Origin of the sequence: Paraburkholderia aromaticivorans (genome assembly GCF_012689525.1) — a bacterium.
Taxonomy (GTDB): domain Bacteria; phylum Pseudomonadota; class Gammaproteobacteria; order Burkholderiales; family Burkholderiaceae; genus Paraburkholderia; species Paraburkholderia aromaticivorans_A.
On sequence record NZ_CP051515.1, the window covers coordinates 3,284,379 to 3,307,962 of the forward strand.

20 protein-coding genes and 3 pseudogenes are annotated in these 23,584 nt (G+C 60.4%); 15 read left to right on the forward strand and 8 right to left on the reverse strand.

Annotated elements, in window-relative coordinates; all coding sequences use genetic code 11:
• Positions 1 to 79: 79 nt before the first annotated feature.
• Both xylF and xylA read right to left on the reverse strand, forming a co-directional pair.
• Positions 80 to 1,108, reverse strand: coding sequence for a D-xylose ABC transporter substrate-binding protein (gene xylF / locus HF916_RS26525; protein ID WP_168791704.1), 1,029 nt, complete (start codon positions 1,106 to 1,108; stop codon positions 80 to 82).
• Positions 1,109 to 1,279: 171 nt separating this feature from the next.
• Positions 1,280 to 2,602 (reverse strand): xylose isomerase, encoded by a 1,323-nt coding sequence (xylA, locus tag HF916_RS26530; protein ID WP_168791705.1) that lies wholly within the window; start codon positions 2,600 to 2,602, stop codon positions 1,280 to 1,282.
• Between the two features lie 272 nt (positions 2,603 to 2,874).
• Here xylA and HF916_RS26535 point away from each other — a divergent pair, with 272 nt between their 5' ends.
• From HF916_RS26535 to HF916_RS26560, 6 genes and pseudogenes are all read left to right on the forward strand, one after another.
• Positions 2,875 to 4,092, forward strand: a complete 1,218-nt coding sequence (locus HF916_RS26535; RefSeq protein WP_168791706.1) for a XylR family transcriptional regulator — start codon at positions 2,875 to 2,877, stop codon at positions 4,090 to 4,092.
• Between the two features lie 33 nt (positions 4,093 to 4,125).
• A complete protein-coding gene (locus HF916_RS26540) occupies positions 4,126 to 5,211 on the forward strand; it encodes an aldose epimerase family protein (RefSeq protein ID WP_168791707.1) in 1,086 nt (361 codons plus the stop codon).
• A gap of 170 nt (positions 5,212 to 5,381) precedes the next feature.
• A complete protein-coding gene (locus HF916_RS26545; protein WP_168791708.1) occupies positions 5,382 to 5,684 on the forward strand; it encodes a DUF4148 domain-containing protein in 303 nt (100 codons plus the stop codon).
• Between the two features lie 776 nt (positions 5,685 to 6,460).
• Positions 6,461 to 7,537, forward strand: coding sequence for a polyamine ABC transporter substrate-binding protein (locus HF916_RS26550; protein WP_240975630.1), 1,077 nt, complete (start codon positions 6,461 to 6,463; stop codon positions 7,535 to 7,537).
• Positions 7,538 to 7,561: 24 nt separating this feature from the next.
• A complete protein-coding gene (locus tag HF916_RS26555) occupies positions 7,562 to 8,017 on the forward strand; it encodes a cupin domain-containing protein (RefSeq protein WP_240975509.1) in 456 nt (151 codons plus the stop codon).
• 317 nt (positions 8,018 to 8,334) lie between these two features.
• Positions 8,335 to 8,833, forward strand: a pseudogene (locus tag HF916_RS26560) (DDE-type integrase/transposase/recombinase); the annotation flags it as partial.
• 53 nt (positions 8,834 to 8,886) lie between these two features.
• On the opposite strand, the gene HF916_RS26565 reads toward HF916_RS26560, so the two are convergent.
• Positions 8,887 to 9,810, reverse strand: a complete 924-nt coding sequence (locus HF916_RS26565; protein ID WP_168791710.1) for a LysR family transcriptional regulator — start codon at positions 9,808 to 9,810, stop codon at positions 8,887 to 8,889.
• A 429-nt stretch (positions 9,811 to 10,239) separates the two neighbouring features.
• On the opposite strand from HF916_RS26565, the gene HF916_RS26570 reads away from it, so the two are divergent.
• The 3 genes and pseudogenes from HF916_RS26570 (at position 10,240) to HF916_RS26580 (ending at position 12,980) form a co-directional block, all read left to right on the forward strand.
• Positions 10,240 to 10,950: an SDR family NAD(P)-dependent oxidoreductase gene (locus HF916_RS26570; RefSeq protein ID WP_168791711.1), complete on the forward strand. Its 711-nt coding sequence runs from the start codon at positions 10,240 to 10,242 to the stop codon at positions 10,948 to 10,950.
• Positions 10,951 to 11,116: 166 nt separating this feature from the next.
• A pseudogene (locus HF916_RS26575) lies at positions 11,117 to 11,662 on the forward strand (DUF4863 family protein).
• Positions 11,619 to 12,980, forward strand: a complete 1,362-nt coding sequence (locus HF916_RS26580; RefSeq protein ID WP_240975510.1) for an MFS transporter — start codon at positions 11,619 to 11,621, stop codon at positions 12,978 to 12,980. Before HF916_RS26575 ends, HF916_RS26580 begins: the two are co-directional and overlap by 44 nt.
• A gap of 219 nt (positions 12,981 to 13,199) precedes the next feature.
• On the opposite strand, the gene HF916_RS26585 is transcribed toward HF916_RS26580, so the two are convergent.
• Entirely contained in the window at positions 13,200 to 14,093 is an 894-nt protein-coding gene (locus HF916_RS26585; protein WP_168791712.1) for a LysR family transcriptional regulator, read from the reverse strand.
• Between the two features lie 149 nt (positions 14,094 to 14,242).
• Here HF916_RS26585 and HF916_RS26590 point away from each other — a divergent pair, with 149 nt between their 5' ends.
• The 5 genes from HF916_RS26590 to HF916_RS26610 all read left to right on the forward strand — a co-directional run bounded on the left by HF916_RS26590 (position 14,243) and on the right by HF916_RS26610 (position 19,719).
• A complete protein-coding gene (locus HF916_RS26590) occupies positions 14,243 to 15,016 on the forward strand; it encodes a glucose 1-dehydrogenase (protein ID WP_168791713.1) in 774 nt (257 codons plus the stop codon).
• Between the two features lie 51 nt (positions 15,017 to 15,067).
• A complete protein-coding gene (locus HF916_RS26595) occupies positions 15,068 to 16,258 on the forward strand; it encodes a YncE family protein (protein ID WP_168791714.1) in 1,191 nt (396 codons plus the stop codon).
• A gap of 32 nt (positions 16,259 to 16,290) precedes the next feature.
• Positions 16,291 to 17,283 (forward strand): 2-hydroxyacid dehydrogenase, encoded by a 993-nt coding sequence (locus HF916_RS26600; protein ID WP_168791715.1) that lies wholly within the window; start codon positions 16,291 to 16,293, stop codon positions 17,281 to 17,283.
• Between the two features lie 7 nt (positions 17,284 to 17,290).
• A complete protein-coding gene (gene aroE / locus HF916_RS26605) occupies positions 17,291 to 18,118 on the forward strand; it encodes a shikimate dehydrogenase (protein WP_168791716.1) in 828 nt (275 codons plus the stop codon).
• Positions 18,119 to 18,285: 167 nt separating this feature from the next.
• A complete protein-coding gene (locus HF916_RS26610) occupies positions 18,286 to 19,719 on the forward strand; it encodes an MFS transporter (protein ID WP_240975511.1) in 1,434 nt (477 codons plus the stop codon).
• Positions 19,720 to 19,789: 70 nt separating this feature from the next.
• Here the strand turns inward: HF916_RS26610 and HF916_RS51040 are convergent.
• A pseudogene (locus HF916_RS51040) lies at positions 19,790 to 19,954 on the reverse strand (tyrosine-type recombinase/integrase); the annotation flags it as partial.
• Between the two features lie 259 nt (positions 19,955 to 20,213).
• On the opposite strand from HF916_RS51040, the gene HF916_RS26615 reads away from it, so the two are divergent.
• The gene (locus HF916_RS26615) at positions 20,214 to 21,341 is read left to right on the forward strand and encodes an aminotransferase class V-fold PLP-dependent enzyme (RefSeq protein ID WP_168791717.1); all 1,128 of its coding nucleotides are present in this window, start codon (positions 20,214 to 20,216) and stop codon (positions 21,339 to 21,341) included.
• On the opposite strand, the gene HF916_RS52090 is transcribed toward HF916_RS26615, so the two are convergent.
• The 3 genes from HF916_RS52090 to HF916_RS26630 all read right to left on the reverse strand — a co-directional run bounded on the left by HF916_RS52090 (position 21,244) and on the right by HF916_RS26630 (position 23,580).
• On the reverse strand, positions 21,244 to 21,771 hold the full coding sequence (locus HF916_RS52090; protein ID WP_431311417.1) for a hypothetical protein: 528 nt from the start codon (positions 21,769 to 21,771) through the stop codon (positions 21,244 to 21,246). The two genes, HF916_RS26615 and HF916_RS52090, sit on opposite strands and share 98 nt — an antisense overlap.
• 295 nt (positions 21,772 to 22,066) lie before the next feature.
• Positions 22,067 to 22,840: a hypothetical protein gene (locus tag HF916_RS26625; RefSeq protein WP_168791719.1), complete on the reverse strand. Its 774-nt coding sequence runs from the start codon at positions 22,838 to 22,840 to the stop codon at positions 22,067 to 22,069.
• A complete protein-coding gene (locus tag HF916_RS26630; RefSeq protein WP_168791720.1) occupies positions 22,837 to 23,580 on the reverse strand; it encodes a tetratricopeptide repeat protein in 744 nt (247 codons plus the stop codon). Before HF916_RS26630 ends, HF916_RS26625 begins: the two co-directional genes overlap by 4 nt.
• Positions 23,581 to 23,584 lie beyond the last annotated feature (4 nt).

Below are 23,584 nucleotides of genomic sequence, written 5' to 3' on the forward strand. Positions count from 1 at the left end.
TCGCTATGCCTCGCTGCAAGGCGCGCGGCGGCGCCGATGCGCATGACACGCATCGAGGTCCGCCGCGCACACGTTACGCTCATTGGCTCGCGAGCTGGGCCTGGGTATAGAAGCCGTCCTTGACGACTACATCGACATTGCTCTTGGTGAGCAACGTGGGTTGCAGGAGCACTGTGTCGACTTTCTTCTTGCCGTTGTCGTATTGCGAGTTATAGACGGGCTTCTCGCCCTTCGCCAACGCCACGGAAAGCTTGGCCGCTTCGCCGGCAATCAGCTTCAGCGGCTTGTAGACGGTCATGGTCTGCGTGCCGGCAATCACACGCTTCACAGCCGCGAGGTCCGCGTCCTGGCCCGACACCGGCACCTTGCCTGCCATATGTTGCGCGGCGAGCGCCTGGATCGCGCCGCCTGCGGTGCCGTCGTTCGATGCGACGATCGCGTCGATCTTGTTATTATTCGCCGTCAGCGCATCTTCGACAATGCGCAGCGCCGTGGAAGCGCTCCATTCCGGCACCCACTGCTGACCGACCACTTTGATGTCGCCCCTGTCCATGGCGGGCTTCAGTATCTTGAGCTGGCCTTCGCGCAACATCTTGGCGTTGTTATCCGTCGGCGCGCCGCCGAGCAGGAAGTAGTTGCCCTTCGGCTGCGCGTTGTAGACGCCTTGCGCCTGCAATTCGCCGACCTTTTCGTTATCGAACGAGATGTAGGCGTCTACATCGGCGTCGAGAATCAGGCGGTCATATGAAACGACCTTGATGCCGGCCTTCTTCGCTTCGGCGACTACGTTGCCGAGCGTCTTTGAATTGAACGGCACGATCACGATGACATCCACGCCGCGCGAGATCAGGTTTTCGATCTGCGAGATCTGCCGCTCTTCGCTCGCGTCGGCGGATTGCACCGACACTTTCGCGCCGAGTTTTTCCGCTGCGGCGACGAAATAGTCGCGATCGCGCGACCAGCGTTCGACGCGCAGATCGTCGATACAGAAGCCAATTTCCGGATGGTCCTTGCTTGCGTGCGCGAGCGGCGCGGCAAGCGACAGGCTGGCGAGCACCGCTCCACACACGAGCGAACTCAATACGGTACGACGCGTTGCGAATTTCATCTCTGTCTCCTTCTTCTGATAGCCGGAATACCGGATTGGACGGTCCGCGCTGCGAGCCACAAGACCGGACAAGCGACAACCCAAAGCTTCCTGTTTCGCGCGGTCGACGTGGCCGCGCGATTTTTTATATGGTGTGGCTACTTTCTAATGCATTGCTGCCTGGGGCGCCGATCAGCGTCCGCTGTAAATCGCCTGATTCACGATGTTTTCCATCAACTCCTGATGGCCGCTTGCGTGCTGCGGGTTCAGCCCGCGCGCCAGTGCATCCGCCGCCAATGTGGAGAGCGAATAGTCGCCGGAGAGAATCTTGCGGCCGAACTCTGCATCCCAGCCTGCGTAGCGTTGACGTTTGAATTGATCGAGACGGTCGTTTTCGACTAGCACTGCCGCGCGCTCGACGGCGAGCGCGAGGTTGTCGATCGCACCGATGTGGCCATAGAACAGATCTTCCGGATCGACACTTTGGCGCCGTACTTTCGAGTCGAAGTTCATGCCCCCGGTTGTGAAGCCGCCGTGTTTGAGAATTTCGTAGAAGGCGAGCGTCAGTTCCTCCACACTATTTGGGAATTGATCCGTGTCCCAGCCGTTTTGCGGATCGCCGCGATTCGCGTCGACGCTGCCGAAGATACCGAGCGCATAGGCCGTGGCGATCTCGTGATGGAACGAGTGCCCCGCGAGCGTCGCGTGATTGGCCTCGATGTTCACCCGAATCTCTTTGTCGAGCCCGTGTTGCAGCAAAAAGCCATGCACGGTCGCGACGTCGTAATCGTATTGATGCTTGGTCGGTTCCTGCGGTTTGGGTTCGATCAGCAGCGCGCCTTTGAAACCAATCTTGTGCTTATGATCGACGACCATATGCAGAAAACGGGCGAGTTGATCGCGCTCACGCACGAGGTCCGTATTGAGCAAGGTGTCGTAACCTTCGCGTCCACCCCACAGTACATAGTTATCGCCGCCGAGCCGTTGCGTCGCATCGAACGCATGGCGCACCTGCGTTGCCGCAAACGCGAACACCTCCGGATCGGGACTGGTCGCCGCGCCGGCCGCGTAACGGGGATGCGAGAACAGATTGGCCGTGCCCCACAGCAGTTTGATGCCGGTGCTCTCCTGCTTGCGCGCCAGATAATCGGCGATGCGCAAGAAGTTTTCGCTGTATTCCTTCAGGCTCGCGCCTTCGGGCGAGACGTCGGTATCGTGAAACGTGTAGTACGGCGTGCCGAGCTTCGAGAAGAATTCGAATGCGGAATCCGCTTTTTGCTGCGCCCGCTCCATCGCGTCGCCGGCTTGCTGCCAGGGACGCCGAAACGTTCCTTGCCCGAAAATATCGACACCCGGCCAGACGAACGTATGCCAGTAGCACACGGCAATGCGTAGATGTTCTTCGAGAGTCTTTCCGAGTACTCTTTTGCTTTTATCGTAGTGGCGGTACGCAAGCGGGTTATCCGATTGAGGGCCTTCGTAGCGGATCTCGGGAATGTGTTCGAAGTAAGACATCAGCGTCTCCAGTTTATGGTGCACCGCAACCCGTGCGACGTCGCCGCGCCGGTTGACAAGGTGACCCCATGCTGCCGCTTGCACGGTGCATCGGCAATTGCGAAATTGCGCAGCGCGCTTGATGTTTCTTACCGCCCTTGATTTTGTTTCGCACCGGCGCGTGATTCGGGGCCTAGAATAACCAGACGCTTAAAACCGGTGCCGCTCGAATCGCGCACCCAACAGGAGACGAAGGCGCGGCAGGTCCAACGACCCGCGCGCCGCTCACCGCCATGACCCGTCCGCAAACACCACAGACGACCCATCGGATCGCGCTGCTGTTCAACGCGAACAAGGTCTACGACCGCGAGATCATCACCGGCATCGGTAACTACCTGCTGTCCACGCGCGTGGCGTGGGACCTGTTCCTCGAAGAAGATTTTCGCTGCCGGCTGACGGGCATCGAACGCTTCGACGGCGACGGCATCATCGCGGATTTCGACGATCCCGCTGTGGGCGAAGCGCTGCGCGATTGTCCGTTGCCAGTGGTCGCCGTGGGTTCGTCGTTCGAAGATCCGGCGCACTATCCTCCGGATTTACCCTATATCGCGACCGACAACAGCAAGCTCATCTCGCTCGCCTATACGCACCTGATCGGCGCCGGTCTCGAGCACTTCGCGTTGTATAGCCTCCCGCAGGCGCAGGAGAACCGCTGGGCGCAACAGCGTGAACTCGCGTTCGCCCACTTGCGCAGCGCGGATGGACATAGCGCGGAGCAGATCGATGGCGAAATGTATCGCGGTCTCTCGACCAGCGCGCCGTCATGGAACCAGGCGACCGAACAGCTCACCGCGTGGCTGCGGGATTTGCCGAAGCCGGTCGGCATCATCGCCGTGACTGATGCGCGTGCGCGGCATCTGCTTCAGGCGTGTTTGATCGCCGGCATTCCTGTGCCCGAAGAGGTCGCGATCATCGGCATCGACAATGATCCGTTGACGCGTACGTTGACCCGTATTCCGCTTTCTTCGGTGATTCAGGGCACCGAAGAAATGGGCCGCACCGCGGCTCACCTTTTGCATCAGATGCTGCGTGGTGCGCGCTTTCCAGGGCGACGCATTCTGGTGCCGCCGGTCGGCATCAACGTGCTCGAATCGACGAAGCACCAACCGCTGGCGAGTCCGTATGTGATGCGGGCGCGGCACTTCATTCGACAGTACGCGTGCCAGGGTATTCGCACCGAACAGGTTGCCGACTATGTGGGCGTATCGCGTTCGTCGCTCGAAGAGTACTTTCGGCGCGAACGGCAGTGCACCGTGCATCAGGAAATCTTGCGTCATAAACTCGATGTCGCGAAGGCACTTCTGGCGAAGGGCGATGCGTCGAGCGCGGAAGTGGCGATCCGTTGCGGCTTCACGTCGCTGCAATACATGTACGCGGTGTTTCGCCGTGAACTCGGTTGTACGCCGCGCGAATACCAGGAGCAGGCGAATTCAACGTCCGCGCCGGGCTGAGCATGCCTATTCTCTTTTCTTCTCACTGACGACATGATCAGCATCGCACAACTTTCTTCCGAGCCGTGGGGCACATTGCGCGGCGGCGATTCCGTCCGACTCTTCACGCTGCGCAACGCGCACGGCATGAAAGTCGCTATCAGCGATCTGGGCGCGACGCTGGTCTCGTGGCATGCGCCAGATCGCGCCGGCGTACTCGGCGATATACTGCTCGGCCACGACACGCCCGCTGAATATGTGGCGGCCACCACTTACATGGGCGGACTGATCGGCCGCTGGGCGAACCGCATTGCCGATGCGCGCTTTACGCTCGATGGCATTGAGTACACGCTCGACCGCAATGAAGGCGCGAACCTGCTGCATGGCGGCTCGGTGGGTTTCCATCGCGCGCTGTGGGACGTGAGCGAGGATAACGGCGCGTTGCTCATGCGGCTGGAGTCGCCCGAAGGCGATGCCGGTTTTCCCGGCAACGTGACCACGCAAGTGCGCTATTCGCTCGACGACGACGGCACGCTGACCATCGCCTATGAAGCGATCACCGATGCCGCTACACCGCTCAATCTGACGAGTCATCCCTACTTCAATCTCACGGGCCGGCCGGGTGCCGACATTCGCGGCCACGTGTTGTCGATCGATGCCGACCGCTTCTTTGAAGTCGACGCCGCCATGATTCCGTGCAAGCTGGCTGAAGTGGCAGGCAATGCCTTCGACTTCCGGCAGAGCGCGCCGATCGGCGCACGGCTCGACTGGCCGCACGTGCAGTTGGCGACGGCTGGCGGCTTCGACCATTGCTACGTGCTGCACGATGCACGCGACGCCGACAAAAACGGCGCCACCCCGCCGATGCGCCAGGTTGCCTGCGCCTACGATCCCGGCAGCGGACGCGAATTGACCGTGTCGACCGATCAACGCGGCTTACAGTTTTATAGCGGCAACTGGTTAAAGGGCGAGACAGGACGCGGCGGCATTGCGTATCAAGCGCATGCCGGTTTGTGTCTCGAAGCGGGCGGTTTTCCGAACCAGGTCAATATGGCGGAGCAGGACGAGGTGATCGTGCGCGCCGGCGACACGTATCAGCAAGTGACCGCGTATCGGGTCGATGTACGCCAGGGCGTGTGACGCGAGTCTTCATAGATTACGACCTTCATTACATCCCGCCGACTTATTGTTTGTAGCAATACTGAATTACCGTGTTAGTAGTTTCCCTTAGACCACGCCCTTCATAGAATCCGAGCATGGTGCCGAAGATTGCTGCGGCGCCCAATAGAATATTCTCGGAGGGAAGCATCATGAAATCGCTAATCAAAGCAGTGGCGCTGGTTGTGGCGTTCGCAGCGCCAGTCGCGTCGTTCGCACAATCCGAGCAACCGGTAACACGTGCCGAGGTCGAGGCACAATTGAAGCAGATCGAACAGGCCGGCTACAACCCGGCGGTCGCAACGGACTCCACCTACCCGGCTGACATTCAAGCAGCCGAAGCACGCGTTGCCGCGCAGAACAACGCAGCAACGGGATATGGTCCTTCCACCGCCGGCTCGTCGGAAACCGGCTCCGACGTTCCCGCTGGCAATCCGAATCTGCAAGGTCAGTAGTCCGCAATCTGTTTTGCGACAATTCGGTGCGAGCGCATGGTTCAGGCATGCGCTCGTGTTTGTGCGGCGAATGCGTGACCATGACAGCGCAATGTCAGAAAGTCCTTTGACGAAAATAATGGCTCAGCTATCCTAAGGCGGCAGTTCGATGGTTCTCCGCGTGCATTCATGTGCATCGCGAGAACTTCTACTCAACGTCGCTTCGGGTTCAATCGTGAAAGTCCGTGGTCCATTGGTGAGATACCAGCGCGGTCGGGAAAGAACGATCCTGTTCGGCTGTCCGATCGCTCATCAGGGGAGCAGCTGCGCTTCGCCGTCCCGTCCCCTGTCTATCGATACCGTCTTGTCGCGTCGTTCCGTGCGTCGGCATAACGTCATTGCCGCGCCTTCAGCCATTCCTGTGCGTACCGACGAAATCGCGTCGCTTCTGCCTTAGCCCCCTTCTCTTTTCGCGAGTCTGTGTTGCATGCGGGAGACCGTTTGTTTAGCGGTCGCGCGTCTGTCATGCATTCGCCTTTTCGTGCTTCGCAAGTTTGCTTGCTAGCGCGGGGCGGCTTATAGCGCTCGCTTATCCGCATTCCTTTTAGCTCTGCTGTGCGCTTGCGCTGCGGCAGGCGGCGTCACGTCTCTTTTCGTCTTTCGCATTCTTTGTCGAGTGCGCGGACTGGGAGCGATGGTGTGCGCACGTCTGTGCTGCGGCGAAAACTGAAGCTCGATATCAAGGAGATTGCAGAATGAAGACTCGTCACGCCACGCTTCTTTCGCTGGCCGGCACGATGCTGTGCTCACTGACCGCTTTGACCGCGATGAACGCCGCGCGCGCCGCGGACACGTCGCTGAATGTCTACAACTGGTCCGACTACATTGCGAAGGACACGATCGCCAACTTCGAGAAGCAATCCGGCGTCAACGTGAAATACGACAGTTACGACAGCGACGATACGTTGCAGGCCAAATTGCTTGCGGGCAGCTCGGGCTATGACATCGTGGTGCCGACGTCGAGCTATATGGCGCGGCAGATCGAAGCCGGTGTGTATCAGAAGATCGACAAGTCGAAGATGCCGAACCTCGCCAATCTCGATCCCGGTTTGATGAAACTGATTGCGGATGCCGATCCCGGCAATCAATACGGCGTGCCTTGGGCATGGGGCACCGATGGGATCGGCTACAACGTGCAGGCAGTGAAGAAAGCGCTCGGTGGTGAAGCGCCGGTGGATAGCTGGTCGCTGTTGTTCGACCCGGCGAATCTGTCGAAGGTGAAGAGTTGCGGTGTGTCCTTTCTCGATTCGGCCGCCGATGTCTTTCCCGCCGTGCTTCAGTACATGCACAAAGATCCGAACAGTACTAATCCTGGCGACTACCAGGCGGCGTATGAAGTGCTGAAGAAGGTTCGGCCGTACATCACGCAGTTCAATTCATCCGGCTATATCAACGATCTGGCGAACAACGATATCTGCGTGGCGTTCGGTTTTTCCGGCGATGTGGGAATTGCGCGGCGACGTGCTTCGGAAGCGAAGCGTTCGTATGAGGTGCGGTTTTCTAATATCAAGGACGCTGGTTTGGTTTGGATGGATGTGATGGTGATTCCGAAGGACGCGCCGCATCCGGAAGCGGCGATGAAGTGGATGAACTACATCGAAGATCCGAAGGTGAGTGCGGAAATTACGAATGAGGTTTTCTATCCGACTGCGAATCGTGCGGCGCGGCAGTTTGTGACGCCGACTATTGAGCAGGATGCGAATGTTTATCCGCCTGAGGCTGTGCTGAACAAGATGACGTTGATGCGGCCGCAGCCGGCGCCGATCATGCGGTTGGAGAATCGGCTTTGGGCGCAGTTGAAGTCGGGTAGTTGAGGGGTTTTGTTGTTCTGAGCGTTGGTGGCTTCAGGCGAGTCTTTTGGGCGTGGCGCGGGCAGTGGGTGCATGCGCTGCGCTTCTTTTTCTATTCTTCTATTTTCTATTCGAGACATTATGGGTATTTTGAGTATTGTGGATTTTTCGGTGGCTGCTAAGGAAAGTGTTGAGTACATGCCTAAGGCTGAGGCTGTGCTGGCTGGGGAGCCTTTGCAGACTGTTCATACGCATTTTTCCAGCCCTTGTGGGCAGCTTGCGGCGGGGATTTGGGAAGGGGCTTGCGGTCAGTGGACTGTGAATTTTACGGAGAGCGAGTACTGCGAGATTCTCGAAGGGGTGTCGGTGATTCGAGATGCGGATGGCGTGGCGAAAACTGTGCGGGCTGGGGATCGGTTTTTGATTCCTGCTGGGTTTACGGGGACTTGGGAAGTTGTTGAGCCGTGTAGGAAAGTGTTTGTTTCGGTGGAGTTTAAAGGGTAGCTTTTGGTGGTTGTTTTGGTGATGCAGATGAAGGAGGCACACGCGATTGTGCATGGCGCCTCGCTTCGCTGATGCTATTGGTTGGCCGCTATCTTTTGATCAGTGACGCACGGCGACCGATTGCTGCGCTCGCGTTTTTACGATCGACGCGCTTTTGGTGGGCGCTCTTTTTCGCTTTGCGGTGTTGTCGGCGGGTTGCGATCCGCTCGCGAGCTTGGATACTTCGGCGAGAAGGCGCGTTGCGTGGCTGGCCGTGAGGCGGCTTTGAGAGACGCCCTTTGCATCGAGCGCGATAACCAAAAAAAAGCCTGCTGCCGGGCATTTCCGAGAGCGGCTATTACGCGTGGCGCAAGCGCTCGCCGTCGTTGCGGGAACGGCAGGAGCCGCGACCGGAGGCCGAGGTGCTCGCTGCGCATCAGCGCACGCGTGAAAGCTTCGGGCCCGAACGCTTGCAGAAACACCTCGATCAACGCGGCGTGCAGCCCGGCGTTCATCGCATAAAAAGGCTGCGTAAAAAGCTTGGGTTGCGTTGCAGGCAGAAACGCAGGTTCGAAGGCGACGACCAAATCGACGCACGGCCTGCCTGTGGCACCAAACCTGCTGAATCAGGATTTCACCGCAACCGCGCCAAATCAGGCCTGGTGTGGCGATATCACGTATATCGCAAACGACGAGGGTTGGCTGTACCTTGCCGGCCGGAAAGATCTGTTCAGCGTCGAGCTGGTCGGCTACGCCATGAGCGAGCGCATGACGAACCATCTGGTGATGCAGGCGTCGTTCCGCGCGGTTGCATCGCAGCGCCCGGCGGCCGGCTTAACCCGTTGGCTTCCACGCGTTCCGACCGACCTTACGAGCACCGAGGTCGAAAGCTACACATTGTCCCAGTAAGGGGGCGATCCGATCGCATCGACAAGGAAAGCGGATACCTCGCGCACTTTTCGAGACCGCAGCCTGTTCTCAGCCGAGAGAATCTGAATGTATAGCTCTTCAACGGACACGGAGATATCCCAGTCTGTCAGCAAGCTCACAAGCTTCCGATCTTTAAAGCTTGCCGGAGCGAACACCCAGCTTGGGAAGAGCACGATTCCGCGTCCTGCCAAAGCAGCAGCCACCAATACCTCGGCATTGTTGCTTCGCAACGGACCGCTTACGTCCTGCGGCTTGAAGGTCTCCTTGGACGAGCGCCTGAAATACCACCTCTGCGGTGCTTGCGTACCCTTGAACAAGAGGCAACTGTGCTGTAAGAGATCATCCGGGGTTTGCGGAGTGCCATGCAAAGCCAGGTATTCAGGGCTCGCAGCAAGCAAGTATCGATGAGCACCCACGACCTTGCCTATTAGCCCCGAATCTATTAGTTGCCCTACACGTATCGTGATATCCACACCTTCCTGCACCGGATCAATGACGCTATCCGTGAGAGTGAGTTCTACCGACAGGTCGGGATATTTGGCTTGCAGCTCATTGACCAGATGGGCGATATGGAGCCTGCCAAGCCCCATTGGCGCATTGATCTTTACCAGTCCCCGGATGCCGGCGTCTCTATGGGCGAGCTGATCGGCAGCGTTATCCAGCAGTTCTACAGCCTCACGTACTTGCGAATAGTAGCGCTGCCCCTGCTCGGTGAGCGTGACGGCACGCGTGCTCCTGTAAAAGAGTTGCTGTCCCAGTTCCCTTTCCAGAGACGCAATGAATCGTGACACCGACGAAGCCGGGACCTCGAAGTGTCGGGCTGTGGCTAGAAAACTCCCAGTCGTCGAGAGCGTCAAAAAGTAACGTAAAGCCTGGACGTTCATGGCTGACTCATAGCGAAGAGGCGCCCCGTACCTCGGAGACGCCTAACGGGCGTAACGGCACCACCGCGTCAGCCTGCCCGAGGGGCCGATCGCTGGACTGTCCCGAACGCATCGCAGGCGGACCGCTCGGCAAACCGGACCAAAAATGCTGTTTCGACAAAGATGATTTGCCGCAATGGCCAATTGTTGCAGATATCGCATCCGGCTACCATCGATTCCACTGTGATCCTATTCATCCGGTACCGCGTTTGCGATGAGTGGAGCTAAAAATCAGGAATGTCGAGGGCGCGCCCTCTGACGAATTAACTCGTCGTTCTGGCTCAAGAGCTTGCCTGCGCACGGAGCTTCTCGTTGCCACGTTCAATGGATGCCACGGAGCCATCGGTCCGATTGGCGTCACAGCCAACAACTACTTTTTTGGAGTAAAGCATGAGCACATCACAGAAGGTTGTCGTCGTTACCGGCGCATCGCAAGGCATTGGTGCCGACATCGTGAAGGCATTTCGCAAACTCGACTACCGCGTTGTTGCAACCTCGCGTTCGATCAAACCGTCAGAAGATTCGAACGTCCTGACGGTTGCCGGCGATATCGGTGATCCGGCGGTCGCCCAACGTGTCATTTCCGAAGGCGTCGCCAGGTTCGGCCGGATCGACACGCTGGTGAACAACGCCGGCATTTACATCGGCAAGCCTTTCACCGAAAACACCGCCGACGACTACGCCGCTGTGATGAACGTGAATATGGCGGGCTTCTTTTACATCACGCAACTCGCCATTGCCGAAATGGAAAAGCATTCGAGCGGCCACGTGGTGAGCGTGACGGCCAGCATCGGTGACAATGCGATCAGCGGCATCTATTCGGTCCTGGCAGCCTTGACGAAGGGTGGCGTGAACGCCGCCACGAAGTCGCTGGCGATTGAGTACGCCAAGAAAGGCATTCGCGTGAATGCCGTCGCGCCAGGCGTCATCAAGACGCCGATGCACGCACCGGAGACCCACGAAATGCTGGGTAGCTTCCATCCGCTCGGCCGTATCGGCGAGATGAGCGATATCTCCAACGCTGTCCTGTATCTTGATTCGGCATCGTTCGTCACGGGAGAAATCCTGCACATCGATGGCGGCCAGAGCGCCGGTCGCTAGGCACTACGACTCCGGGTGCCGCTAGTCGGCGCCTTTTGCGGCTATCGCAAAGCGCGCCACATGACACTTGATGCGAGGACGAGCTGGAATGTCCCAGACTCAGTTCAGTAGTAGCAGAAACTAACTTGTTGAGCGTTTCATCCCGTTTCTGCAAGAGGTCAAGGACATGACCGCGAGCACCTACGTCAAGCGACAACTGAATGCGAAATGGCGTTGAGAGTGAGTTGTACCAGGAGCTGGCACGACTGATTCGCCTCGGAGTGCAAGACGGCTGGGCGGCCGAGGCCAAAGTCGCTGCCCGCGTTACTGTCGCTCGCGGATCGGCGTGCCGAACGAGGAAAGGTACTTCTTCAGCAACACGGCGGTCCTGATGGACAGAACCGATAACGCCCAGAACAACCCGGAAGGCAGCTTCCGCGGCGGCTATCACTTGTACCCGTACGGCGAGATCAATTGGGCGGTGCCGCTCAATGAGGGCGCCGCGCTCGCGGGTCCGAACGGCTGCTGTTATGGCGGCTGGACGCCACCGGCGCCAGTGTTCCATCAGGTAGTTCCACTGCGGCAGCAGGACGATGCTCGTGGAATTCAGGCCGGCACTCTTCAGAGTGTCCATAGGAAACGACATGCATACAACATCAAACCAGGCGGCGCACCAACCGTCACTGGCGGTGCTGCTGGCAAGCAGCTTCGCCTTCATCATCGTCCAGCTTGACGTTACCATCGTCAACGTGGCGTTGCCCAAGATGGGCCTGGAGCTGGGCGCCGAGGTCAGCACCCTGCAATGGGTGGTCGACGCCTACACGCTGGGCTTCGCCGCCTTCCTGCTGTCGGCCGGCGTGGTGGGCGAAAAATTCGGCTCCAAGCGCGCGTTCCTGACCGGTTTCGGCCTGTTCACGCTGGCGTCCGTTGCCTGCGCCGTGGCGCCGTCGGTCATGGCACTCAACATGGCCCGCGCGGTGCAAGGCGTAGGCGCGGCGCTACTCCTGCCCAGTTCGTTGGCCATCCTCAATTTTACGTATGCCCACGATAAGAAAATGCTGGCGAAGGCCATCGGCTGGTGGACAGCGGCCGGCGGCGTGTCGATCGCGGCCGGTCCCGTGATCGGCGGCTTGTTATTGTCGACGGCGGGCTGGCGCAGCATCTTCTGGGTCAACATACCGATCTGCGTGGCCGGCTTCGCGCTGACGTATTACGTCGTGCCGCGCATGCCGAGCAAGGAACCGTCCCGCCACATCGACCTGCCGGGCCAACTGCTGTCGGTGCTCGCGCTGATTGGCTTCATTGGCGCGGTAATCGAGGTGCAGGCACGGGGCCTTTCCAGCCTGGTGGTGCAAGGCGGCTTTGTGCTGGCCTTCGTCGCCGGCGCCGCCTTCCTGATAGTCGAGAGCCGCGTGCGGACGCCGATGCTGCCGCTGACACTGTTTCATAGCATGCGTTTTTCGGGCGCCGTGGTGTTTGGCGTGCTGGGTAACTTCTGCTACTACGGCGTGATCTTCGTGCTCAGCTTCTATCTGCAAAAAGGGCGTGGCTATTCCGTGTTCGAGACCGGCCTGACCTTTTTGCCGCTGACGGGGACCGCGATCATTTCCAACATCGCCAGTGGGCGCCTGTCGGCGCGTACCGGACTGCGCGTGCCCATGGTGGCGGGCAGCCTGATTGCTTGCACCGGCTACGCGCTGCTTGGCACGTTCGGCATCTCGGACCACGCGACTTTCCTCGATATGCTGCCAGGCCTGGCGCTAATCCCCATCGGCATGGGACTGGCGGTGCCGGCGATGACGACGTCCATTCTGTCGAGCGTGGAACGCCACCAGGCGGGGACCGCCTCGGCCGTGCTGAACACGGCGCGCCAGGTGGGCGGCGCGACCGGCGTCGCCATTTTCGGCGCCATTATTGCCAGCAGCACCGGCGTAGGCATCATGGGTGGTGTGCGCAGCGCGATGGCGATCTCTGCCGTGCTCATGCTGGCGTCTTCCGCCATCGCGTTCTGGAGCCGGGCCGGTTTGGCGCCGGCGGTACTGGCGAGCTGAACCGACATTGCCGCCACCGGCCGGCCGGGGCCTTATTCGCCCAAGGCCAGCGATTCCCACCACGCATCTTGCCATTCCGACAACGCCGGCCAGAGTAGACCGGCGTATTAGTGTCGCGTGGACGTTGTGCTATTCAGCATGAACGCGCGATACAGAGCTAGAGCGAGAGCTTGCGCGCTCCATCACCACTACAAAGCGATCGCGAAATGGCGGACCCAACTATTTTATCTGTGCGTTGCCGAAGCATTGGTCTATCACGCCGAGTAGTGCCCGCTTGGCTGGATTGTCGAGGTCGGTATAAGCGAGCCCGATGCCCGCACGGTGATCGCGAAGTTCGAGGGGTCGGGCGACGACTTTCGGCGGCAAGGCAATAGCCGCCTCGGCCGGAATCATCCCGATTCCCAAGCCTGCAGCGACTAACGCCAGCATAGTTGTAAATTCACCCAACTCCTGAGCGATGTTGAGATCCGCGCCCTCGCGTTTCAAGGCGACGAGCAGTTCGTCGTGAAACCCGGGTGCGTACCGCCGCGCAAGCACGAAGGCGGGGTACTCTCGAAGATCCGCCGGCTGAATTAGCGGTTGCGTGGCTAGCGGATGATCGTCGGGGAGCGCTACGACAAACGGCTCTTCAAGAACGACGCGAATTTCAAGTCCGGCGCCTGCAACAGGCAGCCGTATCAAGCCAAAATCAAGCTTGTTTTCGTGAAGGGCGGCGACCTGGTCCGGCGTGGGCATGTCTTTCAACTCGAGCGTGACGCGCGGGTAGCGTGCATGCATGGTGCGAATGAGCATCGGCAAGAGCTTCGGCAGCACCGACGAGACAAAGGCGATCCGCAGCGTACCGATTTCCCCGCGAGCCGATAGTCGGGCGGTTTGCTCTGTACGTAGCGCCTGATGCAGCGTAGCGCGAGCCTCGGGCAGAAAGAGCCTTCCGGTTTCGCTCAACGCGACCTTGTGACGGTCACGCTCCAGCAGCCGCACGTCGAGTTCCTCTTCCAGTGCCTTGATCTGCATGCTCAGCGCGGACTGCACGATGTATAGCCGCTGCGCGGCCCTTCCGAAATGCAGTTCCTCAGCGAGCACCACGAAGGCTCGCAGATGCTTCAATTCCATGATCACTCCGGTTGCCGGGGCGGGTCGCCCCCCGTAATCACGGTTCATGATAACAGCGTCACAAACAAACATTGGCGCAACTGCGGCGCTTCGGATGAACTACACCTATTGGAGACACCACAAGCGCGCTTAGCAGGCGCCAGCAAAAAATGAACGAAATATTGACGTGCTTCAGCCTGAACGGACGGCGTGCCCTGATCACCGGCTCTGGGCGCGGCATCGGGCTCGCGCTGGCGCGCGGACTGGCAAGCGCCGGCGCGGCTGTCGTCATCAACGATCGCAATGAGCAGAAGGCGACAGCGGTCGCGGATCAACTGCGTGACGAAGGCCTCATCGCGGATATCGCGATTTTTGATGTGACTCAACGCGAGGAGGTTTCCTCCGCGATCGACAGGGCCGAGGAGCGCATCGGCGCGATCGACATTCTCGTGAACAATGCCGGCATTCAGCGGCGGGCGCCGCTCGAAACCTTCAGGGCCGACGACTGGAACGACCTGATGCGCGTCAATCTCGACGGTGTGTTCCATGTATCGCAAGCCGTCGCACGGCATATGTTGCCGCGCGGGCGAGGGAAGATCATCAACCTCTGCTCGGTGCAAGGCGAGCTGGCGCGGCCGGGCATCGCGCCCTATGCAGCGAGCAAGGGCGCCATCCGGATGCTCACCAAAGGCATGTGCGCGGAATGGGCCAGTCGCGGCATTCAGGCCAATGCGCTCGCGCCGGGCTACTTTGTGACCGATCTGAACCGCGCACTCGTTGACGATCCCGATTTCTCGGACTGGCTTTGCAAGCGTACGCCGGCGGGGCGCTGGGGCCGGGTCGAAGAGTTGTGCGGCGCAGCGGTGTTTCTGGCGTCGGCGGCTTCGGACTTCGTGAACGGGCAGACGATCTTCGTGGACGGCGGCTTGACCAGCGTGGTCTGAGACCGCCGCGCACGCGGTATCACAAGAAAGCAAACGAAAGGAGACATCGAAATGCGTTCACCCAATACGAACCGGATCCGCTGCGCGCGAGCGCTCGCCGGTCTGACGATTGCAGTCATGGCCTGCACATCCTATGGCGCCGACTGGATCGTCTCAGGCAACGACGGGAAGTATCAACGCGTCGAGGGCCGCGATACGTACCCCGACAATCCCAAGCCAGACACACTGACGCTGCTGGACGCGAGCCGCTTCCCGCCGCAGGTGAAGGTGCAGGTGGAAGTCGAGAACGGCATCCAGGGGCCACCGCAGGCCGTCGCGATCACGCCGGACGCAAGCATCGCCCTGGTCGCCGCGCCGACGCGCTACGACTACGCAGCCAAAAAGCTGCTGATGGACTCGTTCGTACAGGTGGTCGATCTGCAGGCGTCGCCGCCAGCCGTCGTACGGCTCGATATCGGCAGCCATCCGCAAGGCATCGCCATCGACCGGGCCGGCCACCTCGCGCTCGTCACCTGCGTCGACGGCAGCGTGGTAGTGCTCGGCATCGAGGGGAATCGCGTGACGCTTCTGGACACGCTGAAGATCACGCAGAAGCGGCTCGCCGGCGTGAGCTTCACGCACGACGCCCGCCACGCGCTGGTGGCGTTGCGCGATGAACAGGGCGTAGCCGTCCTGAATGTCGCCGACGGCCGCGTGTCCGACAGCGGCCTGCGCCTTTCGAGCGGCGTGGCGCCTTACACGATCGACGTGTCGAGCGACGGCAAATGGGCCGTCGTGAGCGATGTCGGACTGGCCGGGCTACCGTCCTATGCGGGCAAGCTGGCGGGCGACGCCGATAGCGTGACGCTCATCGACGTGTCACGTGAGCCCTTTCGCGCGGTACAGCACGTCACGGTGCCGTCGCTGCCGGAGGGTGTGGCGATCTCGCCCGACGGCAAATGGATCGGCGTACAGGCCATGGACGGCTCTAACCTGACACCGGACAACCCCGGACGCCACGCGCGCGGCAAGGTGCTCCTCTTCGCGATTCGCGATGGTCAAGCCGTGAAGGTCGGCGAGGCGCCGGGAGGCGAGGCGGCGCAGGGCATCGTCTTCACCGCGGACAGCAAGTATCTGATCGTGCAGTTCAACGTCGAAAAGCAGCTTGCGTTCTTCGCCGTCAATGGCGGGCATCTGCGCGATACGGGACACAGGATTGCGCTGACGGGCGGCCCTTCGTCGCTTCGCACGACCCCGCGCTGAAGATCGAACCATTCGGAAAGAGGACAACGAGCATGTCATCCACTAGCAAAGCACGCAGGAAGGTCGTCGTTTTTCGCAAGGTTCCAGATGATCTGCTCGAGCGGATCAGGACGCAGCACGACGTCACCGTTGCCGACCCGAGACGCGCCGAAGAACTGCCGCGTTTTCGTGAGGCACTGCACGACGCGGACGGCCTGATCGGTTCGAGCTTCAGGCTGGGCGAGGAGGAACTGGCCCAGTCGCCGTGTCTGCGGGTGATTTCGAGCATTTCGGTGGGGGTCGACAACTACGATCTCGCTTACCTGAAGCAGCGCGGCATCACCCTATGCCACACCCCGGGCGTGCTGACCGAGACCACGGCCGACACCGTGTTCGCGCTGATCATCGCGGCGTCGCGGCGTCTGGTCGAGCTGTCCAACCATGTGCGCGACGGCCGATGGACACGCAACATCGGCGAAGACCTGTTCGGCTGGGACGTGCATGGCAAGACGCTCGGCGTGCTGGGCTTCGGCCGCATCGGGCAGGCGGTGGCCCGGCGCGCTGCGTTAGGGTTTGACATGCCGGTGGTGTTCCACGATCCGTTCGACGTGCAAGTGCCGGCAACGCTCGCCGGGCACGCAGTGCGCGCGTCGTTCGATGAAGTGCTCGAGCGCGCGGACATCGTCGCGTTGACGCTGCCGCTTGCCGACGAGACGCGCGGCCTGATGGACGCAAAGGCATTCGCATCGATGAAGGCGGGCGCGATCTTCGTGAACGGCTCGCGTGGCGCGATCGTGCGCGAAGACGCGCTGCTCGCCGCGCTTGATAGCGGCCACTTGCGAGCCGCCGGCCTCGACGTGTTCGCGGTCGAACCGCTGGCGCAGGATTCGCCGCTGCGCACGCATCCGAAGGTCACGCCTTTCCCGCACATCGGATCGGCAACGCACGAGACGCGGCGCGCGATGGCCGAGCTCGCAACCGACAACCTGCTGCGCGTGCTCGATGGTGAAGCGGCCATCTCCGCGTTCGATCTCTCGAAGATATAAAGCGACCATGCCCCATTCGATTCCAACGCTTTGCGGCTCGCTTGCCGGGCAGCCGTTCACATTCAACGTCAAGGTGCACAACGCCGCTTATCGGGTGCTCGGCGTGGACTATACGTTCGTCAGCTTCGGCGTCGACGACATTGCCGGCGCGGTCAAGGCGATGCGTACGCTAGGCATTCGCGGACTGAATGTCACGATGCCGCATAAGCAGACCGTCATGGCGCATCTTGATGCACTCGATGAAACCGCGCGCGAAATCGGCGCGGTGAACACGATCGATAACCGCGACGGGTGGCTCACCGGTTACAACACGGACTGCGCGGGCGCCGTGCGCGCGCTCGAAGAGGCGACGCCGTTGCAAGGCCGCCGGATCGCGCTGCTCGGCGCGGGCGGGGCAGCTCGCGCGATCGCTTGGGGTGTGCAACGAGCGGGCGCCCAGGTGACCGTGTTCAATCGCACCGCGTCGCGTGGACAGGACTTGGCCCGCGACTTCGGCCTCGCTTTCGGCGGCGATCTGGGCGACTTCGATCCCGCCGCGTTCGATGGCGTCGTCAATGCGACGGCCGCCGGTTTCCGCGCGCCGGACGTCAATCCCTTGCACGCCGGACAGCTTGCTCCGCATCTGTTCGTGATGGACGCCGCCTTCATTCCCGTGCGGACGAAGCTGATACGCGAAGCCGCCGCCCTCGGTTGCCGGGTGGTCGACGGGACTCGGATGCTGCTGCATCAGTTCTGCGGACAGGTCGAACTGTACACCGGCAAGGAGGCGCCAATCGACGCGATGAGCACGGCCTTGCTCGACGAGATAGAGCGGGTCGGCGAGGAGGGCAAGTAGTGACGAAACAGTAGAACGGAACCGGAGATCCAGCACCTTGCGACAAGACAAGGGCGGATCTCGCCTTGGCAGATTTGGCCACAGGCGGCGCTCCCGCGCCACGATGCGGAATGAGCCGTGCGGATCACGACGTGACCCGAAGCGGCATCCAAACTGGAGGAGACGAAATGAAGCACCACCAAACCGTTGCCGCTGCCCCGAGTGCCGCTCACAGCGACGCAGTCGTCGGCAAGCACGAGGTCACGACCGCTGACCTGTACCGCGCGGCGTGGGCCGCATCCATCGGCAGTGCGCTCGAATACTACGACTTTGCGCTGTATAACCTTGCATCGGCGCTGATTTTCGGACCGCTGTTTTTCCCGTCGAGCGACCCGGGCATCGGGCTGATCGCTAGCTTCGGCGCCTACTTCCTCGGTTTCGCGATCCGGCCTGTGGGCGGCATTGTCTTCGGTACGCTAGGCGACCGTTATGGACGCAAATTCGTCCTGATGTCGACGATCCTGCTGATGGGCGTGGCGAGCACGCTGATCGGCCTGCTGCCCACCTACGCGACCGCCGGTGTCTGGGCGCCCATCCTGCTGGTCGGCTGCCGCTTGTTGCAAGGACTCGGCGCGGGCGCGGAGCAGGCGGGAGCGGCCGTGCTGATGGCCGAGTATGCACCGGCAAAACGTCGTGGATACTTTGCGGCTTTGCCGTTCATGGGCGTGCTGCTCGGGACAGTGATGGCGGCCGCGATCTACTTCGCGCTGGTGCGCGTCGAGGACATTTCGCAAAGCTGGCTCTGGCGCGTGCCGTTTCTGCTGAGCGTCGTCATTGTTGCTGTGGCGATCTGGATCCGGCTGAAGCTCAAGGAGTCGCCGTCGTTCACCAAGCTCGAAGCCCGCCAGCAGGTCAACGACAGTCCGTTGAAACACCTCATCAAGCATTCGAAGCCGACGCTCCTCAAGGTCATCGGCATGCGGATGGCGGAGAATGGCGGTTCGTCGATCTATCAGTCGCTCGCGATCAGCTACATCGTGACAGCGACTGGCCTCAAAGGACCGATCGGGCCGGTCGCGCTGCTGCTCGCCGGCGCGACAGGGGCCGTCGTCATTCCGCTTACCGGCATGGTGAGCGACCGGTTTGGACGAATTCCCGTCTACCGTGCCTTCGCTTTGTATCAACTCCTGTTGGCCTATCCGACCTGGTGGGTGCTGAGCCAGGGCAATGCAACCGCAAGCATCGCCATGCTGTGCGTCGCGCTGGCCGGCGTCTGGGGTATGTTTGCCACTCAGGGCGCGCTGCTTCCAGAACTGTTCGGCGCGCAACACCGCTATGCCGGCGTCGCGGTGGGCCGTGAGGTGTCAGCCGTCGTCGCTGGCGGTGTGGCGCCGCTCATCGGCGCATCGATCATCGCCTGGGCGACGACGCACTGGGGCGGCGCGCAAGGCAGGATCCTGGCGTGGATTCCGCTTGCAACCTACGTGGCGATCCTGAGCCTGATCGGCGTGGTGACGACCTACTACACGCCGGAGACGCGCGGCCGCGACCTTGATGATCTACGCGACGCCGCAGACGACCCGGCGGTGTTGGACGGAGAACACGCCGCTCGGCGGCTTTAGTCGGCACGAACCCCGCCGCAACATCGATTCGTGCGGCCAGCACACACCGGACCAGAGTGCAGTCTGCTCCGATCTCAAGCGCGTCATCGTCTTCGATGCCAAGGTACCTGATTCTGCTTTCAATCTTGCTATGGCCGAGCGGCAACTTGACGGCTCTGAGGTTCTTTGTGCGTTTGTAAATCAAGTTTGCCTTCGTACGGCGCATCGAATGTGTGCCGTAGACTGTCGGATCAAGGTCTCACGGGATTGTTCGGTCTTCATGGCACACTCCCACAAGAAAGATGGGCGTTTCATTGTGAAACCACGCTCCGGCGAAGGTTCACGATCGCGCCGATTGTTGCCACCGGAGCATTCACAACCGGCGTGACTCGACGGCTGGTCCATGCCGGAACTTGCTGGATGGGTAACGGAGGCGTCTCGGCCGATGCCGTTGCAAGTGGCTTTCGTTAGAATCTGTTTTCGATCCTTATACTCGTCTATAACCGGAGACAAACGTGCCAGGCTTACTTCCCGATGTCGACCGCGAGGGACTCCTCGAATATTCAGTCGTTTACACCGACCGATCAATCAATCACATGTCGCAACTCTTTCAAGGAGTCGTACGCGATATTTCCGACGCCCTGAAAAAAGTCTACAACGCAAAGTCGGCCGTTGTCGTCCCGGGCAGCGGGACTTTCGGCATGGAAGCCGTCGCCCGGCAGTTCGCGACGAACAGGAAGTGTTTGGTCATCCGCAATGGCTGGTTCAGTTTTCGCTGGTCGCAGATTTTCGACATGGGCGGCATTCCCTCTGAATCGATCGTGCTGAAGGCGCGACCGGTCGAACAAGGGAGACAGGCTGCGTATGCACCCCCACCGATCGAAGAAGTGGTCGCTGCGATCAGGGAAAACAAGCCGGATCTGGTCTTCGCGCCACATGTCGAAACCGCATCCGGGATCATGCTGCCGGACGCCTATTTGCGCGCGGTGGCCGACGCTGTGCACGCCGTCGGCGGCATGTTTGTACTGGATTGCATTGCCTCCGGCACGGTCTGGGTCGACATGAAGGCGAGCGGTGTTGACGTCCTGATCAGCGCGCCGCAAAAGGGATGGAGCGCGTCACCGTGCTGCGGGCTGGTCATGCTTAGTCCGCTTGCCCGCGAAAGAATCGACGAAACTACTAGCACCAGTTTCGCTTGCGATCTCCGCAAATGGTTGCAGATCATGGAAGCCTACGAGAACGGCGGGTTCGCGTACCACGCAACGATGCCCACGGACAGTCTCGCGACGCTGCGCGACGTCATGAAGGAAACCGAGGCATACGGCTTCGACAAAGTGAGAGCGGAGCAGCTTGAACTCGGCGCGCGCGTTCGCTCACTCCTGGGTGCCAGGGGTTTCAAAAGCGTGGCGGCCGAAGGTTTTCAGGCTCCGGGCGTCGTAGTCAGCTACACGGACGATGACGGCATACGATCCGGCAAGAAATTCGCCGATGCCGGCTTGCAGATCGCGCCTGGCGTTCCCCTTCAATGCGACGAGCCTGAAGACTTCAAGACCTTCCGCGTCGGATTATTTGGCCTGGACAAACTGCATGACGTCGAAGGCGCGGTCGCCAGGCTTGCCAAGGCGTTGGACAGTATTCTTTAAAGCGGTTGGGGATCGGCCTAAGGCCGCGCCCGGCGCTGTGGAGCGGGCTGATGCTGTGGCGACTGTCGCCGAGGTCAGTCGGAAAAGAGCGCCGAGGCGTAGGCCGGCGCGGTTTGCCGATTCGGCGTAAGGTCTTTTCACAACGGTTGAGCACGAAATCGACGTGCGCCTCAGCAAACTCCGGGCGACTAACCGCGCGCTCGATCTCGCAGTAGTTGGTCCAGATGTTCTGTTGCGAGGTGTCGCTGGAAAACGACGGCTGAAACATACCTGATCTCAGATTCTCCAACTGAGCTCTCAGATGTTTATTTTGAAGCGCTGGCAGCCGGCGCTTGATCAGTGCATGCACGATCAGCAGCAGCGTGATGGTGCGCTGCTGTCCATCTACGATATTGTTTTTGTTCTCTTTATGATCGTGATGGAGCACCACCGTCCCCAACCAATAGGCTGATTTGGTGATGCTGCGCGATGTCGCAGAATAACTGGGTCACGTGCAGCCGAGTCCACTTGTAAGGACGCTGGTACTGCGGAATGGCCAGTGTGCTATCGGCCAGTAAGTCGTGAACCTTCAGTACCTTTTTTGGAAGAGACTTCACTCCCTGGGTCGTGACGCTCATACCCGTTACGTCCTCTAAATCAGAATGGAGCGCATCGCCGTCGCATCGCTTGCGGCCCGCCTGCCCCGCCGGAAAATCGCCAGCTTGTCGAAACGTGCTACTCCTATTTCAGCGGTACCGGGCAACCAGAGCACGGTAACGTACATCATCCCTCAAGCCGCTTAATTCCGGGGCGCTGTCAAGAAAAGCAAACCCTCGATAACCTGACTTGAACGCATCACCAAGCCGACTGATGGCGGCATCATAGTCGCCGTCGTGTGCTGCGACTAACGCGAGCTGTGCCTGCGCGGCCCCGCCTCCAGTCGCGACTTTGTCCATGCCCACAGAAGGCGAAACGGTTGACTGACCAACGCGATAACGCGGAGCACCGGATATAACTTCGGGAGGTTCGGCACTCACGCTTTTCGGTTCGCGCCCTTTTACTTCCACGTCTGCCGACTGCTTACTCAACTCCGAAGCTTGCGTCGCGGAGGCGGACCCATTTGCCGAAGTCTCTGCAGCGTTAGCCAGCAGCGCCGATGCGTGAACGTCCTCGCCGACGCGACGATAGTAGATGGGTCCAACAAGAGGTATCTTCAGATACATCCGGTCAGGGCCATCGAAGTAAAACGTAAGTCCGACGCCGTACGACAAATCGATCGTCACAGCATCCGTCTTTCCCGCAATACCTTTGATCGGAAGGCTTGCCCCCGTATCGGGACTGACGATCTGCGTGCTGGACACTACGATATCAAGGCCAACCGGCAACTGCACGCTATCGAAAGCAACGCGTTCAGCGTGCCAGTGGCCGATGATCGACGGCCCGACGGATTTCGAACATCCGCAGACAATTGCTAACGCCGCGAACAGCGCGGCGCCTCGCCGATAACCGGAGATGTTCACGTCGTCGTACGATACTTTTTGATCAACGCCGTGAAGCGTGGGTCGTTCCGGATAGCGTCGAGATCGGGGTCCTTCTGCATCTCGTCGAAGTACGAGAATCCGTTCAGAAAACTGGCTTCCAGTTCCTTGAACGCGTCGTCTGTACGGCCTTGCTTCAGCCTCAGCACTGCCATGTTGTAGTAGACCAGCGACTGCTTCGGATCGCGAGCGGCAGCATCGCTCAGTTCTTTCTCGGCATCATCAAGCTTCCCCTGAGACATCTGGGCAATGGCGACCTTGACCATCTCCTTGGCAGCCACCTGGTTGCTTGCCGACTCGGCGCCCGATGCGTCTCCGTTCGAGAGCTTTGCATCACTATCTTTGCGTTGGGCAGTGATATCCGCATCAGACGGGGAGATTCCAACGGATGCCGACTGTGGCGGCGCGCTCGCAGGTGCAGCCGCGGCCACGACGGCCGAAGCCGTAGCAGCCTGAGCTGACACAACTGCATCGGGACTTGCGGAGTGCGACTTCTTGTAATACAAGCCACCGCTGACAGCGCCGATAATCACAACGACTGCCGCGCCAACACCCGCGGCGACCAGCTTCTTATTGGGCCCCGTTTTCGTTCCTGCAACCTCCGACACCAGCAAAGTCGAGCATTCGGGGCACTTCAAGTCTTCACCGGGCAAACGAACAAACACTTCACGCGCATTCGCTCGGTCGCAGTCACCGACGGTGGGACATTTATAGTTTGGCATGGTT